Raw genomic sequence first — 16,150 nt, 5'->3', positions numbered from 1 at the left:
CATTTTATGAGAAATCAATCAAAAAAACAAGAAATTAAAAATAAAGAAGTCTTTTGGACCGAAGAGTATAATCCTAGGTTGAAAGCTTATGACTATAAAATTGATGCTCCAGCCTTAAGGGTATATTTGAAAAATGAAGGTTATAGGTTATTTAAAAATGAACCTATTAAGTTGACGGGTAGAGTTGCTAGTAAGGTTACCGCAGACGACATATTTAATTATACCCTACGCTATGTTGAAACTTTTGAAGATAAGAATCTAGAAGCGAGTTTTATAAAAATGGGAGAAGCCTTATTATTAAGAAATAAAGCAATCATCATATCTCTACAAGAATGCGAATTTAGACCTTTAAAAGACAGTGAGTTTATAAGCTATAAATTTTATGATGGAGCCATTTTAAAAGTGGAAAAAAATAAAGCATTTGAAATCCTAAAATATGAAGAAATAGACGGTTTCATTTGGCAAGAAACCATTATAAAAAGGAAGTTTAAAGTTTTGGAAGAAAAATTTATTGAGGATGCCATATTTGCTAAGTTCATTAAGAATATTTCTAATAATGAAGACCATTTTAATTCTATTTGTAGCGCAGTTGGATATTTGCTACACAATTACAAGGATCAAAGAAAGCCAGTAGCTATAATAGTGAATGATCAAAATTTAATTGATGATGGAAAACCGCAAGGGGGAACAGGAAAAGGCTTATTAATTAAAGGTTTATCTAAGATTGTTGAAAAAGCATTATATAATGGAAAGAATGCTGATTTCACAAATAACAAATTTGCCTATCAGAATGTTTCAGAAACATCAAATATTTTATTTATAGACGATGCTCCCAGAAATTTTAATTTTGAAGCTCTATTTAGTGTTCTGACAGAAGATATGCCGATAGAAAGAAAACATCAGCCTGTATTAGCCTTGCCATATAAGGAAAGTCCAAAATTTGTAATTACTACTAACTATACTATAAAAGGTACTAGTTCTAGTTTTAAAAGAAGGAGATTTGATGTGTTTCTTAATAATTATTACAATGCTAGTCATACACCTGCCGATGATTTCGGGAATGAATTTTTCCATGGTTGGGATGAGGAAGAGTGGTATTATTTCGACTTCTTCATGATGTGTTGTTTGAGATTATACCTGTCTATGGGATTTATAAAATATAACGATCCAGAATGGGAATTGAAAATTTTAAAAAATGAAACTTCTCCTGACTTTATTGACTTTATGGAATCAAATTATGCCGAAAAAAATGTTTATAATTCCTTTGTCTCAATTCGGGATAAAATGATTGCTATTTATGGTGAGAAATATATGTTCTTAAAAAGGGATGTAAAGACCATGATTGAATGGGTTGAGTTATATGCAAATTACAAGGGATTAAAAGTCTTAAGAGGCCCAAGAACAAGTGAAGGATTTACATTTTGTTTTAATTAGAAATGTAGTCCGTGTATATAATTGAAAAATATACACATGCAGGTTTATAATTAAAGGGAATATAAATTTGAAATTTGTACATTCTCTACATAGTAGAAAAAATTCTGTATATTAAATTTTATAAAACCTAATAAAGTATTTTATGAGTAACCGTTGCAATGGTATGTATAATAACTGTTGCAACAACATGATAACTTTCTATTTGCTGAAAATAAGGTGTTTAGATATTTTTTTTGTTAATTTAAGTGCTGCAACGGTGACCGCAACGGTGACCGCAACGGTGAATACAAAAGCCATTGCAACGGCGAGAATATCGAAATGTAGTCAGTATATATACGATTATTACATAGTTAGTACATTATTAAAATTTATTTGATTAATACTTAAGATTGGTTAGTTTTACTATCCTAAAATCTGCTACTACTCTTACCCTACTATAAGTAAGGCAGAAAGTAATACTAACCAATCGATTTTATGGCCTTATTCCAGGTTTCTGTTTTAAAGAAATACCTCAAACTTCAGGATGAGAAGATCATCGATAAAGCGTATAAAAAATTCACCTCTTACTTTCAGCATCCCGAGATCCAGGAAAATATCAGGAAGTCCAAGGAAGAACAATTCCAGGCAACCTTTCTAAGTGAACTGTTTGTCAATATTCTCGGGTATAAACTGAATCCCAATCCTAATTATAATCTTACTACGGAATTCAAGAACGAATCGAACAACCGCAAGGCTGATGGTGCGATCCTGAAACAGGGAAATGCCATTGGGGTAATTGAATTAAAGGGAACTAACACAAAGCATCTGGAAGGGATAAGGCAACAGGCGTTCGATTACAAGGCCAACCAGAAAAATTGCGTTTATGTGATCACTTCCAATTTCGAGAAGCTAAGATTCTATATAAACGATGCGACCGAATTCCTGGAATTCGATCTTTTTGAACTTAACCGTGATGACTTTGGTTTGTTATGGCTTTGCTTGCATCATGATAATATCATGAACGGCCTACCTCTCAAGATCAAAGAAGCATCTCTAGTGGAAGAAGAGGCGATCACTAAGGAGTTCTATAAGGATTACTCTGTATTTAAAAGGGAATTATACCGTGACCTGGTTAAGAAAAATGCGAAAGAATTAAAATCTATTCGTCATTCAGAACTTGCTTCAGAATCTCTCGAAGATGAAGTATTCCAAAAAGAGGTAAATGGCCTGGAAAAGAACGTCAAGCTTAACCTTTTTAAGAAATCCCAGAAGCTGATAGACCGGTTTCTTTTCGTTTTCTTCGCGGAAGATCGCGGACTGCTTCCTCCCAATTCCATTCATAAGATCATACAGAACTGGGAGATGTTACGTGATATGGATGTAGAGCAATCGCTTTATGATAGATATAAGATCTATTTCAATTATCTAAATACTGGTAGAGAGGCCAAAGGCGACCATGCAGAGATCTTCGCTTATAATGGCGGACTCTTTAAACCAGATCCCATTCTGGATATGCTGAAGATCGATAACGAGCTGTTACTGAAGCATACAAAGAAGCTGGCTACTTACGATTTTGAAAGCCAGGTAGACGTGAATATCCTCGGACATATTTTCGAAAACTCGCTGAACGAGATCGAAAGCGTAAATGCAGAGATCGAGGGAGCTGACTTTGATAAGCAGAATAGTAAGCGGAAGAAGGATGGAGTCTTTTATACGCCCAAGTATATCACCAAGTATATCGTGGAAAATACTGTTGGGAAGCTTTGCGAGGAAAAAAAGATCGAACTTGGCTTCCGGGAAGAAGAATATTATAAAGGAAGAAAAAAACGCCATAAAGCAACTTTAGAACAACTTTTAAAAATTCTTAATGATTACCGCGACTGGCTTTTGAAACTTACCATATGCGATCCAGCCTGTGGTTCTGGAGCCTTTTTAAACCAGGCACTAGACTTTTTGATTAGGGAACACCACTATATCGATGAAATGCGCGGTAAACTGCTTGGTGAAAGTTTTCGCTTTCCAGGTATCGAGAATACCATCCTGGAGAATAATATTTACGGGGTAGATATCAACGAAGAAAGCGTAGAGATCGCTCGTTTAAGTTTATGGCTACGTACAGCTAAGCCCCATAGAAAGCTGAACGATTTAAGCAGCAACATCAAATGTGGTAACTCCCTAATTGATGATAAAAAGGTAGCTGGCGATAAGGCTTTTAAATGGGATGCCGAATTTCCAGAGGTATTTAAAAATGGAGGTTTTGATGTGGTGATAGGGAATCCACCCTATGTATTTGCAAGGGATAATTTTAAAACTGAAGAAAAAGACTTTTACCAAATAAAATTCAAATCTTCGAAGTATCAGATTAATACCTATGTATTATTTATTGAACAGTCAGTAAAAATCATAAAGAAAAACGGTGCTTATGGATTAATTGTTCCAAATGCATGGTTAATGGTCTATTCAGGTGAAGAGTTGAGGAAGTTTCTTTTGGAGACCAGTAGGATAAACCAAATTTTAAACCTTTCGGGATATTCATTTGAAGGGGTAAACGTTGAAACAATTATCCTTATAGCTCAAAAAATTGAGACTTCTGATAATGATATTCACATTTATCAGAATAATGAAAAAATGTTTGAGTTACTTCATAAAAGAAATCAGTCTGATTTTTTGAAAAATGATGGATTCGAATTTAGAATTTTCTCAAATCGTAAAGGTTTCGAATTAACTGATAAATTGAAGAAGGGATCCGTAATTTTGGATGAGTTAGTCCTCATAAAAGCTGGATTACAAGCCTATGAAAAAAATAAAGGTAATCCCAAACAGACCGCCCAAGATGTAAAAGATAGGCCGTACGATTACGATTACAAATATGATAAAGACACATATAAATATTTGGAAGGAAAAGATGTATCTAGGTATTATAATACCTGGTCCAGTTTATATTTGAGATATGGAGAACATCTAGCTTCACCGAGATCTATTGATTTATTTGAGGGAGAAAAAATTATAGTTCGGGAAATAACAGGTAAATACCCCAGAAATATTATAGCGACCTATTCCGATGACCTGTATCTATTTAATAGAAGTAATATTGCCATTATTTCCAAGCCTTCCATTGAAATTTCGCTAAAGTATGTTTTAGGAATATTAAATAGTACCCTTATTTCTTATTGGTTCTTAAAAAACACCGCAAAATCAGTAAGGAAAATGTTCCCAAAAATTATTTTGAAGGATCTTAGAAAATTTCCAATAAAAAGTATAAATCTTGATCTACAAGAACCATTTATAGCCAAAGTTGATAGGATGCTTGAACTTAATAAAAAGATGTTAGTTGAATCTGAAAATTTTATAAAATATATTAAACAGGCTTCCAGTCTTGACTCAATATCTAGAAATCTAGAAACTTGGCACGAACTGGAATTCGGTGAATTTATCAAAGAACTAAATAAAGCAATTAAAAAGCAAAATAGGGAGCGGGTTAAGGAAAGCTTGGAACCGGTAAAAGAATTGACAAAAAAGGATGAGTTCGAATGGATGGAGCTTTTTGAGGAAAACAAGAAAAAAGCGGTGGAACTTCAGCAACAAATAGACGAGACCGATAAGAAGATAGACCAAATGGTGTATGAGCTTTATGGGCTTACCGAGGAAGAGATCCAAATTGTTGAAAATAGTTAATGATGAATAGATTAATTCTAATTGGAAATGGATTCGATCTGGCTTTGGGCCTGAAGACCTCCTATTCAGATTTCATGCTTTGGCTGATTAAAGATCTTTTAACCAGTACCCTTGGGACCCCCAGACAATATTCCAATAGTATTATGTATAATGCCGGATTCGCAGAAAATGAATTTTACAGGATTGGTTTTAGAACCGAATACTCAAATGTTGATTATGAAGTAGAAATTAATAGGATTGAAAATATTGAATTGTTAAATCGTTTTCGGGAACACTACAACGTCGATTTTTCCTTTAAAAATGGATTGTTATCAGATCTTTTAAAAAACTTTGAAAATAAAGGCTGGGTAGATATTGAAAATGAATTCTATCAAAACTTAAAAAAGGAACTTAATAGCAAACATCATAAAATTCAACATTTAAATAATCAACTAAATTTTATAACTAAAAAACTCGAAGAATACCTATTAGAAATAGATCATCTTGATATACCAAATTCAAGATATTTCATTGGGAATGTTAGTAGTCAATTTTCCGAGAACATCAAAAAAGAAGATCTATTGGAGAAAGAGTTAATTGATAATGATATTTCTCCTAAAAAAATTCTCTTCCTTTCTTTCAATTATACCAATTGCCTATTTCAGATAACTCAGAGTCTCAGTTCATATACTCAGGCGGAATTATCATGGAATTATATTCATGGAGAATTAAAGAGCGAAAAAAATCCTCTGATCTTCGGATTCGGGGACGAGATTGATGATGATTATTCTAAAATTGAAAAGCAAAACGATAATGATTTTTTCGAACATATTAAGTCTTTCAGATATAGCTTGACTCCAAATTACCATGATCTGATGAGATTTATTGATGCTGAAAATTATCAGGTGTTTGTATATGGACATTCTTGTGGCTTGTCAGATAGAACCATGCTTCGAGAAATTTTTGAACATGATAATTGCAAATCCATAAAGGTATTTTATCATAGGCGCAATGATGAAACCGATGATTTCTCAGAAAAAGTGATGGAGATTTCAAGGCATTTTACAGATAAAGGGGTAATGCGACGTAAAATAGTTGACAAGACAAAATGCAAACCACTTCCTCAAAATTAATTAAAAAATAGGATTATTTCCTATAAGTAGGAATAATTCCATTTTTGTAAATTTGAAGCATGAAAGTATTGCTTCATTTAGTCATTCCAGGAATATTTAATTTTCCCTTTGTAGGAAGTATAACTGCGGGCTTCCCTTCCCCTGCTGATGATCACCTGGATAAATCTATAGATCTTAATGCTGAAATTATAAAAGATAAAGACGCTACCTTTTTCGGTAGGGTGGAAGGTGACTCCATGACCGGAGCAGGGATTGAACATGGTGATCTTTTGGTAATAAATAAAGGATTGGAACCAAGAGATGGTAAAATAGCTGTTTGTTTTATTGATGGCGAATTTACCGTTAAACGAATTAAAATTGAGAAACATGTAATCTGGTTGGTTGCGGAAAACCAGAAATACAAACCTATTAAGGTTACGGCAGAAAATGACTTCCTGATCTGGGGAATAGTTACCAACGTAATAAAGTATGTATAATGTACACCCTGGTAGACTGCAATAACTTTTACGCTTCCTGTGAACGAGTTTTTAATCCGGCCCTGGAAAACAAACCGGTGGTAGTGCTTTCAAATAATGATGGATGTGTCATTGCTCGTAGTAACGAAGCTAAAGCCCTAGACATTCCCATGGGTGCTCCGGCATTTCAGTTTGAAAAGCTTTTTGAAAAGAACGGTGTTTATGTTTTCAGTTCGAACTATGCTTTGTACGGAGATATGAGCAGAAGAGTAATGAACATTCTTTCCCGGTTTACGCCGGATATTGAAATCTATTCTATCGATGAGGCATTTCTGCTGCTGGAAGGATTTGAAGAACATTTTGATCTCAATTCTTACGGTAAAGAAATGATCAAAGCTGTTAAAAGCAGGACCGGTATTCCAATTAGTATCGGCATTGCACCCACAAAGGCCCTGGCAAAAGTTGCTAATAAGATCGCTAAGAAATTTGATGCTCGAACGGGTGGAGTCTATATCATTGATGATCCAGAAAAAACCAGGAAAGCTTTATTGTGGACCAAGATTGGAGATGTGTGGGGTATCGGCAGGCAATATGAAAAGAGATTGCTCTCAATGAAAATCACAAACGCACAGCAGTTCGTGGAATTACATGACGAATATGTTCGAAAAGAATTTTCAGTTGTCGGTCTGCGACTAAAAAGAGATCTATCAGGACTAACCACTTTGTCGTTAGAACCTATCCCAGTTAAAAAGAATATTGCTGTCACAAGAGCCTTTGAAAGAATGTATAGTGATTATGATGAATTAAAAGAACGTGTATCTACCTATGCCATTAAAATTGGAGAAAAACTCAGGCGACAGGGTAGCAATTGTTCTCTACTCCAGGTATTCTTGCTTACAAATCCATTTAGGAATGATTTTAAGCAGTATCGGGCAAGTATATCAGTATATACTCCTTTTCCAACTAACTCGAGTATTACATTGGTTAAAACAGCCTTAATCGGATTGGAGATGATTTATAAGGAAGGTTACCAGTATAAAAAGGCTGGGATCATCGCCATGAAACTTACTCCGGCAAAACAAAAACAGTTCAAATTATTCTCAGAGGAAAATCCTAATCACGAGAAATTGATGAAGGTTGTAGATCAATTAAACTTTAGGGAAAATGGTAAAGTTAAATTCGGTGGTCAGGATCTAGGTCGTACCTGGAAGATAAAACAGGAAAGGTTATCTAAAAGGTATTCTACGCGACTCAATGAGTTAATCCTAGTAAACTGCAAGAGTTAATTTACTTCTTTCTTGCATTACGGGCTATTTGCGATAACCGTTGTTGTGGTGCGTTTTATTACGTTTCCTTTAATATTAAATAAATAGTATAAGTCAAATAAAATATCACAAGTAAAGCCGCTTCCCATCTATCAAGCTTTTTTCTTTTCCCTGTAAACATAGCAAGAATCAGAAATAAAGTTCCGCCAATTAATATGAATAAATCAATGTTGAAAATGTCATTATAATTAATTGGTTTAATGAAGGAACTAATAGAGAGAATTAGTAGAATATTAAAAATATTTGAGCCTATTACATTTCCAATTGCAATATCACTGTTTTTTTTAAGTGCAGCCACAATCGACGTTATCAGTTCAGGTAGTGATGTTCCTGCAGCAATGATAGTTAAACCAATTATCTTTTGACTCACTCCTAAATCTGTTGCAACAGATATGCTATTGTCTACAACTAATTTACCGCCAATAATAAGTCCTAAAAGGCCAAATGAGATCAGTTTCCAAATTTTCAAATTTGACTTTTGTTCATAGGCTACTACTTCACCTTCATCAATTTTCATTTGTTTAAAGACGTAAAATATAAATACCAAAAAGAGGGTGAATAAAATTAGACCATCAAATCTGGAAATACGGGAATTTGAGTTTAAAAATAAGTCGTTTGCTAATACCAAAAATAGTATAGTAATGAGTAGTGAAATGGGAATTTCCCGCCATGCTGTAGAAGATTGGACTTTAATTGGATAAACTAAGCCAGCTATACCCAGAATTAGGAATAAATTGAAATTGTTACTACCTATAATATTTCCTAATACTATATCATATAATCCGTCAAATGATGCCATAGAGTTCACTACTAACTCAGGCGCGGAAGTTCCAAAAGCAACTATAGTTAATCCTATGGCTAAATCGGAAATATTGTGTTTTTTGGCTAATGAGGAAGCTCCGTCAACCATCCAATTCGCTCCATATATTAAAGCTGTAAAACCAATGAATATTAATAGTAATGCTATTACCATTTTCTGTTCTAATTTCTAATTATACTTATCACAACCATGTTTATTGCGGTACATTTAATGATTGTCAATTATTGCTAAAACCGTATAAATATAGAAGAAATAACAATCGAAATTATTAATAAAATAGGGGGATTTTCTTGGTGATTATTTGAATATTTATTGAAGTAGATTTACAAATAATTCTAAAATAAAAGGATTACTATTCTTTCAATATCCTTATAAGTTTATCATTTCTTTAAAATGCACCACAACGATCCCGGTTAACGCAAGTTGGCGGAGTAAGGAACGCGGATTTGTCGGTTTAGTGTTTAATAGTTGATCAAGTTAAATAATTTCTTTCTAACGGTACCGACTATTTGCGATAACCGTTGTTGTAGCCAGTGCAATTACTTTCTATAATTTTATTAATTATTATTGAAGGAATTGATAAACCATGGTATTTTCAATGTATATTATTATTTCTACATTTGCAATATGAAGATTTTGGCAGTCATATTTTCTATATACTTTCTTGGGCTCAGCTTTATGCCTTGCGAGGACGAAGTTATTGCACAGGAAGATATTACAGAATTTCATCAGGTTGATAAATCTCATTCCACCAATTCTTCTGCAGATGATTGTAGTCCTTTTTGCCAATGCCATTGCTGTCATGTGCATATAGCAAGTTTTGATTCACAAGATAAGGAGTTAATTTCCTTAGAAATTTCCACAGAAATCCCGGAAGTAAATTACCAGCTGGGAGACGATATTCCGAAATCCTTTTTCCAACCACCCCGGGTTTAATTCAGTCCTAGGATACCTATGTCCAAACCATACTAATTGTTTGGACCGAATTAATATTCACTGAATTAAACATACTATTCATGATTAATAAAATCATTGATTTTTCAATCAATAATAAATTTATTATTGGGTTGTTTACCGTAGTACTTATAGGTGCTGGCATCTGGAGCATGACCCAGGTTCCCATCGATGCCCAACCCGATATTACCAATAACCAGGTGCAGGTAATTACCCAAGCGCCCAATCTGGGAACACAGGATATAGAACAATTTGTAACCTACCCCGTGGAAATTGCTATGAGTAATCTTCCGGGAGTGCAGGAAATACGATCTGTATCACGATTTGGACTCTCTGTCGTTACTATCGTTTTTAAAGATGATATGGGGACTTATCTTCCCCGGCAACTTGTTGCTGAAAAGCTGGGCCAGGTTAAAGAGGATATACCCCAAGGTTTTGGAAAGCCATCAATGGGCCCTATCTCTACCGGACTGGGAGAAATATTTCAATATACTCTAGAGGTAGATGAAGCTCATAAGGGTAAGTATTCGCCCACCGAACTTAGAACTTTCCAGGACTGGATCGTACGTCGACAGATGGCGATGGTTCCCGGCGTGGTAGAAGTTAATGGCGTGGGAGGCAAAATCAAACAGTATGAAGTAGCGGTAGATCCGGATGAGCTTCTAGCGATTGGCCTAACGATTTCCGATGTTTTTAATGCCCTTGAAAATAATAACCAAAATACAGGTGGCGCTTATATCGAAAAAAATCATCAGGCCAATTTTATCAGAGGTGAAGGCCTTGCCAGAAGTATTAAAGATCTTCAAAAGATTGTGATTACCAATTCTGAAGGAATTCCTATCACTATTGGTGATGTCGCCGAAGTTGGAATAGGCAGTGCGGTACGTTATGGTGCTCTTACTAAAAACGGTGAAGGCGAAGCGGTAGGCGGAATGGTAATGATGCTTAAAGGAGCGAATTCTAATGAGGTGGTAGAAAATGTAAAAGACCGGATTAAACAAATACAAAAATCATTACCGGAAGGTGTGAGTATCAAACCATTCCTGGATCGAAGTGAGCTTATAGCTAATACCACTTCTACAGTTAAAGGGAATTTGATCGAAGGTGGATTAATTGTAATCTTTGTTCTGGTTTTACTACTTGGAAACTGGAGAGGAGGACTCATTGTAGCCTCAACTATTCCACTATCATTATTATTCGCATTTATATTGATGAATGCTTTTGATGTCTGGGCTAACCTGATGAGCCTTGGCGCGATCGATTTTGGGATCATTGTAGATGGAGCTGTAATTATTGTAGAAAGTACTGTTTTTATGCTATACCAAAGAATTGGCAGGAATCAGCAGAATGATCAAAAAGAAAAAGATAAAATCGTGGCATCCTCTTCCAAGAAGATGATGAATTCGGCATTTTTTGGTCAGTTAATTATTCTTATCGTATTTCTTCCGTTACTCGCTTTAGAAGGTGTAGAAGGTAAAATGTTTAAGCCAATGGCGCTCACCTTTATTTTCGCGATGCTGGGTGCCATGATTCTATGCTTAACCTATGTGCCAATGATATCTTCGGTTTTTCTCAAGCTACCTAAAAAGATCAGAAACACATGGGGAGATCGATTTGTTATATGGGTGCAGAATAAATACGAGCCTCTGCTTCAAAATGCACTGAGCAAGAGTAAACTTCTTATTGGATTAACCATCGGGCTCTTTGCTTTTGCCATATTTTTATTTAGCAGAATGGGTGGCGAATTCATCCCGCAGCTGGATGAAGGTGATATCGCGTTTCATGTTATTCTTCAACCGGGAAGTTCTTTGGATGAGGGAATAAAAACTTCAACCAGAATAGAAAAGATGTTACTGGACAAATATCCCGAAATTGAACAAGTGGTTACCCGGTTTGGAGTGTCTGATGTTCCAACAGATCCCATGCCTATGGATATTGGGGACAGTTTTATCATCTTAAAAGATAAATCTGAATGGACATCTGCAGACAGTAAGGAGGAGCTTATCTCAAAAATAAAAGAAAGTCTTAGCATTATACCCGGAGTGAGTTATGAATTCACTCAGCCGGTAGAAATGCGTTTCAATGAACTATTAACAGGGGTTCGTGAAGATATTGCAGTGAAAATATATGGAGAGGATTTGGATCTTCTTGCTACGAAAGCACAGGAAATTAGTGGTCTCATTGGTAAAATTGAAGGTGTAGCCGATATGAAGGTTGAAGCTACCACGGGATTACCACAGATCACTGTAGTTTATGACCGAGATAAGGTCGCTCAGTATGGCCTCCAGATCTATGACCTTAATTCTCAGATCCAGTCGGCATTTGCAGGAGGGAAAGCGGGAGTTATTTTTGAAGGAGAAAAGCGATTCGATCTTGTAGTTCGGCTACAGCCGGAAAACCGGAGGAACATCGGTAATATTCAGAATTTGTATGTGAATCTACCTTCCGGCGAACAAATTCCGCTCAAAGAAGTGGCCGACATAAGCTATAAATCTGGTCCCATGCAAATAAGCAGGGATAACACAAATCGCAGAACTTATGTAGGTGTAAATATTAGAAACCGTGACGTGAAATCTGTCGTGGAAGATATACAGACTAAATTAAATGATGAATTAAGTCTTCCTCCTGGTTATTATATCCGGTATGGGGGAGCTTTTGAAAACTTCGAACGCGCCAGGAAGAGACTACAAATTGTAGTTCCAATTGCCCTGTTTCTGATCTTTATCCTAATCTATTTCGCCTTGAAATCTTTTAAACAAACCACCATGATCTACATGGCAATCCCACTTGCCGCCATTGGAGGAGTCTATTCTTTGTGGCTAAGAGGAATGCCCTTTAGCATATCTGCCGGAGTAGGCTTTATTGTGTTGTTCGGGGTTGCGGTATTAAACGGACTTGTACTCATAAGTGGCTTAAATGAATTGAAGGAAGAAGGAGTTTCAGATATATCAAAACGCATCAAACTCGGAACCAAACGCAGAATAAGACCTATTTTATTAACGGCACTAACCGACGTTTTAGGATTTTTACCCATGGCAATCTCATCTTCGGCCGGAGCTGAAGTGCAAAGACCTCTGGCCACAGTGGTAATTGGCGGCCTGGTAACTTCAACATTCCTAACCTTATTCATTCTTCCGGTTCTATATCGCTGGATGGAAAACAGAAAAAACATCCTAAAAATGAATCCAAAATTAGCAGGAATTATACCCCTTATAATGCTAATTGGTTTTAGCAATAATTTGAGGGCGCAGGAAACATACGATATGCCGGAGATAACCCAGAAAGAGGCAGTTGAAAAAGCACTGGAGAATTATCCGCTTTTAAAAAATAAGGCCCGTGAAGTTGATAGGGAAAATGCTATGAAAGCCGCAGCCTGGGATTTTGGTAAGACGAGTGTATTTACCGGCGGTGAAGAAATTGGCGAAACAGGAGGTATATATACCACTGTTGGTTTTCAGCAACAGGGAATAGACCTCTTTGGAATTGCCAGTAAAAACCGACTTTACAATGATCGCATCGATCTTGCGGTGAGTGACCTGGAATTGTCCAGATTACAGCTTAGCCGCGAGGTTAAGAAGGTCTGGATTTCTGCCTATTCAGCCAAATTAAAGCTGAAACTTTTCAATAGATTAGATTCATTGTATACCCGACTGGAAAAGGCAGTGGATTTGAGATATGAAACCGAAGCGATTTCCAGGCTGGAAATGCTCGCTGCGAAAAACAGGATCAGGGAAATTGAAATTCAAAAAAATCAGGCAGCAAGTGATTACCAAAATTCAATAAGGGAGTTAAATCTATGGCTTGGAGAAGGAAATTTTGATGTTGCAGCAGAATCTATAAGTAATCCTAATCCTGAAAATGAATTGCTACCAGAATATATTGAGGAACATCCATTAATTCAGATTTCCGAAGAAAAAGTACAGATAGCAAATTCCAGGATAAGGGTTGAGAAAACTGATTTTCTTCCGGCTCTTAATCTTCAGTATGGAATACAGGAAGTAAATGGAGCCAGCGGGTTTTACAATTATCAGGCGGGAATTTCAATTCCGGTTTTTTCAGGCAAGGAATATGCCGATGTGAAAACAGCAAAAATTGAAAAGGAAATAGCCGAAGAAAACTTAAGATTCAGAAAAGAACAAATTTCTACTGAATATCAATCGGCATTAGAAAATTTCAGAAAATGGAAAACTTCCTGGGAATTTTATCACACTGAAGTTGTTCCGCTACTGGAAGATCAGCGGCAGGGAACCTTGCTGGCGTTTAATGTAGGAGCAATAGATTATACAGAAATGATCCAGAATATGGACAATGCCATTCAATCTGAACTTCGGTCCATCAATGCTTATAAAAATTACAAGGTCGCTCTGGCCGAAATGGAATTTTACCTAAAAAGAAAATAAAGAGATGAAAATTATAAAAATCATATTAGCAAGTACTGCTATTTTTCTTGCTTCCTGTGGAGAAAATAAAAAACAGGTTCCAGAAGGAAAGAATATTTCAGGCGAAGTTAAAGCTTCAAAAGAAGTAATGCTTACCCAGCAACAATTTGATGCTCTGGACATGGAAATTGACACTTTAACATCCAGGCTTATGAGTGGTTACATTGAGGCCAACGGTCATCTGGAGGTGCCACCACAAAGTGAAGCTATGGTAACACCGGTAATTGGTGGTAACATCAGTTCTATTAAAGTGATCGAAGGTGATGCTGTGGAGAAAGGGAGTGTTCTGGCTTATCTTAGTCATCCCGATATTGTTAAAGTACAAATAGATTATGTAAACACGGCAAGCAATCTGAAGTTTCTGGAGAAGGATTATTCCAGGCAGAAAAGGCTGTACGATGGAGGTGTAGGTTCAGGAGAAACTTTTCAGAAAGTAGAATCTGAACTGGAAGGTGCAAAAGCACATTTAAAGGGTATGGAAGCTCAGTTAAGGCAGCTTCATATTAACCCTGAAACTATTAAAAATGGAGATATTCAGCAGCAAATTCCCGTTTTAAGCCCTATCAAGGGTGCAGTGCAGGCGGTTAATATTAAAACAGGACAGTTTGTACAATCCCAAACAAATATGTTTGAAATTATAAATACAGATGATGTACATGTAGATCTAATGGTTTTTGAAAAAGATGTTCCGAAGGTAAAAGAAGGTCAAAAAGTTTTTTTCAGTACCTCTGCACAGCCAGGAAAAGAAATGGTTGCCGAGATACTTTCGATTAGTAAAAACTTCGAACAGGATCCCAAAGCGCTGCATGTACATGCCGAAATTGATAATCGCTCGGGCCAACTGGTACCGGGAATGTATGTAAAAGGTAGAATTGCCATAGAAGATAATAAGACATTATCTTTTCCGGAAGCCGCGATTGCTAAAAATGGAGATAGGTTTTATATCTTTTCTGCTGAAAGGGAAGGTGAACAATGGAGTTTTAAACCGGTGGAAATTACCACCGGAGTCACAGAAGATAAGTGGACCACCGTGAACTTTCTGGAAATAACGCCTGAAAAAATGAAGTTTGCTTTTAATAATGCGTATTACCTTATGGCTGAAATGAATAAAGGCGATGGAGGACATAGTCACTAAAACTAAGGAAAATGGGACATCAACATTCACATGATAATTCGGGTAAGAATTTAAAGCTGGCATTTTTTCTTAACCTAGCTTTTACGATCCTGGAATTTATTGGGGGATTATATGTTAATAGTGTAGCGATAATATCTGACGCCGTACATGACCTGGGAGACTCATTGTCTCTCGGGACTTCATGGTATCTGGATAATAAGAGTAAAAAAGACTCCAATTCAAAATTTTCATATGGTTATCGAAGGTTCTCCTTGCTAGGAGCTTTGATTAATAGTCTAGTTCTGATTGGGGGATCTATATATGTGATTTATGAAGCCGTTGGCAGGATTCTGGAACCAGAACATTCTGATGCACAGGGAATGATCATTTTTGCGATTATTGGAGTTGTCGTAAATGGTTATGCGGCCTATAAATTAAGTAGTGGAAAAACTATGAATGAAAAGGTAGTATCCTGGCATTTAATGGAAGATGTACTGGGCTGGGTTGCCGTGTTAGTAGTTGGTATTGTTCTTTATTTTAAGGATATCCACTACCTTGATCCTGCCTTGTCGCTAATAATCACTTTGTACATTTTATATAATGTATTTAAAAGGTTGAAAGAAACACTGTTTATATTTCTTCAGGGAGTTCCTCAAGATTTGGACATTGAAAAAATTAAGCAGGAGATACTGAATGTTAAAAATGTAAAATCACTTCATCATACGCATATCTGGTCTCAGGAAGGTGAACATCATGTATTCACTTCCCATGTAATTCTTAAAAATATTGAGAATTTTGATCAAGTTATTTTAACTAAGAAACAAATCAAAGATTGCTTAAAGA

At 35.9% G+C, this 16,150-nt stretch carries 10 protein-coding genes; 9 read left to right on the top strand and 1 reads right to left on the bottom strand.

Going from position 1 to position 16,150, the window contains the following annotated elements; all coding sequences use genetic code 11:
- Nucleotides 1-6: 6 nt before the first annotated feature.
- From ACNKXV_RS02500 to ACNKXV_RS02480, 5 genes are all read left to right on the top strand, one after another.
- Nucleotides 7-1,434: a DUF5906 domain-containing protein gene (locus ACNKXV_RS02500; RefSeq protein ID WP_417906119.1), complete on the top strand. Its 1,428-nt coding sequence runs from the start codon at nt 7-9 to the stop codon at nt 1,432-1,434.
- A 474-nt stretch (nt 1,435-1,908) separates the two neighbouring features.
- Nucleotides 1,909-5,088 (top strand): Eco57I restriction-modification methylase domain-containing protein, encoded by a 3,180-nt coding sequence (locus ACNKXV_RS02495; protein WP_417906118.1) that lies wholly within the window; start codon nt 1,909-1,911, stop codon nt 5,086-5,088.
- Nucleotides 5,088-6,200, top strand: a complete 1,113-nt coding sequence (locus ACNKXV_RS02490; RefSeq protein WP_417906117.1) for an AbiH family protein — start codon at nt 5,088-5,090, stop codon at nt 6,198-6,200. The genes ACNKXV_RS02495 and ACNKXV_RS02490 overlap by 1 nt, the downstream gene beginning before the upstream one ends.
- Nucleotides 6,201-6,259: 59 nt before the next feature.
- Entirely contained in the window at nt 6,260-6,676 is a 417-nt protein-coding gene (locus ACNKXV_RS02485; protein ID WP_417906116.1) for a LexA family protein, read from the top strand.
- Nucleotides 6,676-7,941, top strand: coding sequence for a Y-family DNA polymerase (locus ACNKXV_RS02480; protein WP_417906115.1), 1,266 nt, complete (start codon nt 6,676-6,678; stop codon nt 7,939-7,941). The genes ACNKXV_RS02485 and ACNKXV_RS02480 overlap by 1 nt, the downstream gene beginning before the upstream one ends.
- A 58-nt stretch (nt 7,942-7,999) precedes the next feature.
- Here the strand turns inward: ACNKXV_RS02480 and ACNKXV_RS02475 are convergent, their stop codons facing one another.
- Complete coding sequence (locus ACNKXV_RS02475) at nt 8,000-8,953, bottom strand: calcium/sodium antiporter (RefSeq protein WP_417906114.1); 954 nt, start codon at nt 8,951-8,953, stop codon at nt 8,000-8,002.
- Nucleotides 8,954-9,427: 474 nt separating this feature from the next.
- Here ACNKXV_RS02475 and ACNKXV_RS02470 point away from each other — a divergent pair, with 474 nt between their 5' ends.
- From ACNKXV_RS02470 to ACNKXV_RS02455, 4 genes are all read left to right on the top strand, one after another.
- Entirely contained in the window at nt 9,428-9,736 is a 309-nt protein-coding gene (locus ACNKXV_RS02470) for a DUF6660 family protein (protein WP_417906113.1), read from the top strand.
- Nucleotides 9,737-9,816: 80 nt separating this feature from the next.
- On the top strand, nt 9,817-14,154 hold the full coding sequence (locus tag ACNKXV_RS02465; protein WP_417906112.1) for a CusA/CzcA family heavy metal efflux RND transporter: 4,338 nt from the start codon (nt 9,817-9,819) through the stop codon (nt 14,152-14,154).
- 4 nt (nt 14,155-14,158) lie between these two features.
- Nucleotides 14,159-15,328, top strand: coding sequence for an efflux RND transporter periplasmic adaptor subunit (locus ACNKXV_RS02460; protein ID WP_417906111.1), 1,170 nt, complete (start codon nt 14,159-14,161; stop codon nt 15,326-15,328).
- A gap of 11 nt (nt 15,329-15,339) precedes the next feature.
- Nucleotides 15,340-16,150, top strand: an 811-nt coding sequence (locus ACNKXV_RS02455; RefSeq protein WP_417906110.1) for a cation diffusion facilitator family transporter, incomplete at its 3' end; no start/stop codon positions are given.

It is taken from the genome of Christiangramia aquimixticola (genome assembly GCF_048285835.1).
Classification (GTDB): domain Bacteria; phylum Bacteroidota; class Bacteroidia; order Flavobacteriales; family Flavobacteriaceae; genus Christiangramia; species Christiangramia aquimixticola.
The sequence above is the reverse complement of the archived record's forward strand: the minus strand, read 5'-3'. Positions and strand labels throughout refer to the sequence as shown.

Excerpts from the sequence above, each read along its gene's own strand:
- ACNKXV_RS02470 (WP_417906113.1), top strand. The coding sequence starts at position 9,428 with ATGAAGATTTTGGCAGTCATATTTTCTATATACTTTCTTGGGCTCAGC.
- ACNKXV_RS02500 (WP_417906119.1), top strand. The coding sequence starts at position 7 with ATGAGAAATCAATCAAAAAAACAAGAAATTAAAAATAAAGAAGTCTTT.
- ACNKXV_RS02485 (WP_417906116.1), top strand. The coding sequence starts at position 6,260 with ATGAAAGTATTGCTTCATTTAGTCATTCCAGGAATATTTAATTTTCCC.
- ACNKXV_RS02460 (WP_417906111.1), top strand. The coding sequence starts at position 14,159 with ATGAAAATTATAAAAATCATATTAGCAAGTACTGCTATTTTTCTTGCT.
- ACNKXV_RS02475 (WP_417906114.1), bottom strand. The coding sequence starts at position 8,953 with ATGGTAATAGCATTACTATTAATATTCATTGGTTTTACAGCTTTAATA.
- ACNKXV_RS02495 (WP_417906118.1), top strand. The coding sequence starts at position 1,909 with ATGGCCTTATTCCAGGTTTCTGTTTTAAAGAAATACCTCAAACTTCAG.
- ACNKXV_RS02480 (WP_417906115.1), top strand. The coding sequence starts at position 6,676 with ATGTACACCCTGGTAGACTGCAATAACTTTTACGCTTCCTGTGAACGA.
- ACNKXV_RS02490 (WP_417906117.1), top strand. The coding sequence starts at position 5,088 with ATGATGAATAGATTAATTCTAATTGGAAATGGATTCGATCTGGCTTTG.
- ACNKXV_RS02465 (WP_417906112.1), top strand. The coding sequence starts at position 9,817 with ATGATTAATAAAATCATTGATTTTTCAATCAATAATAAATTTATTATT.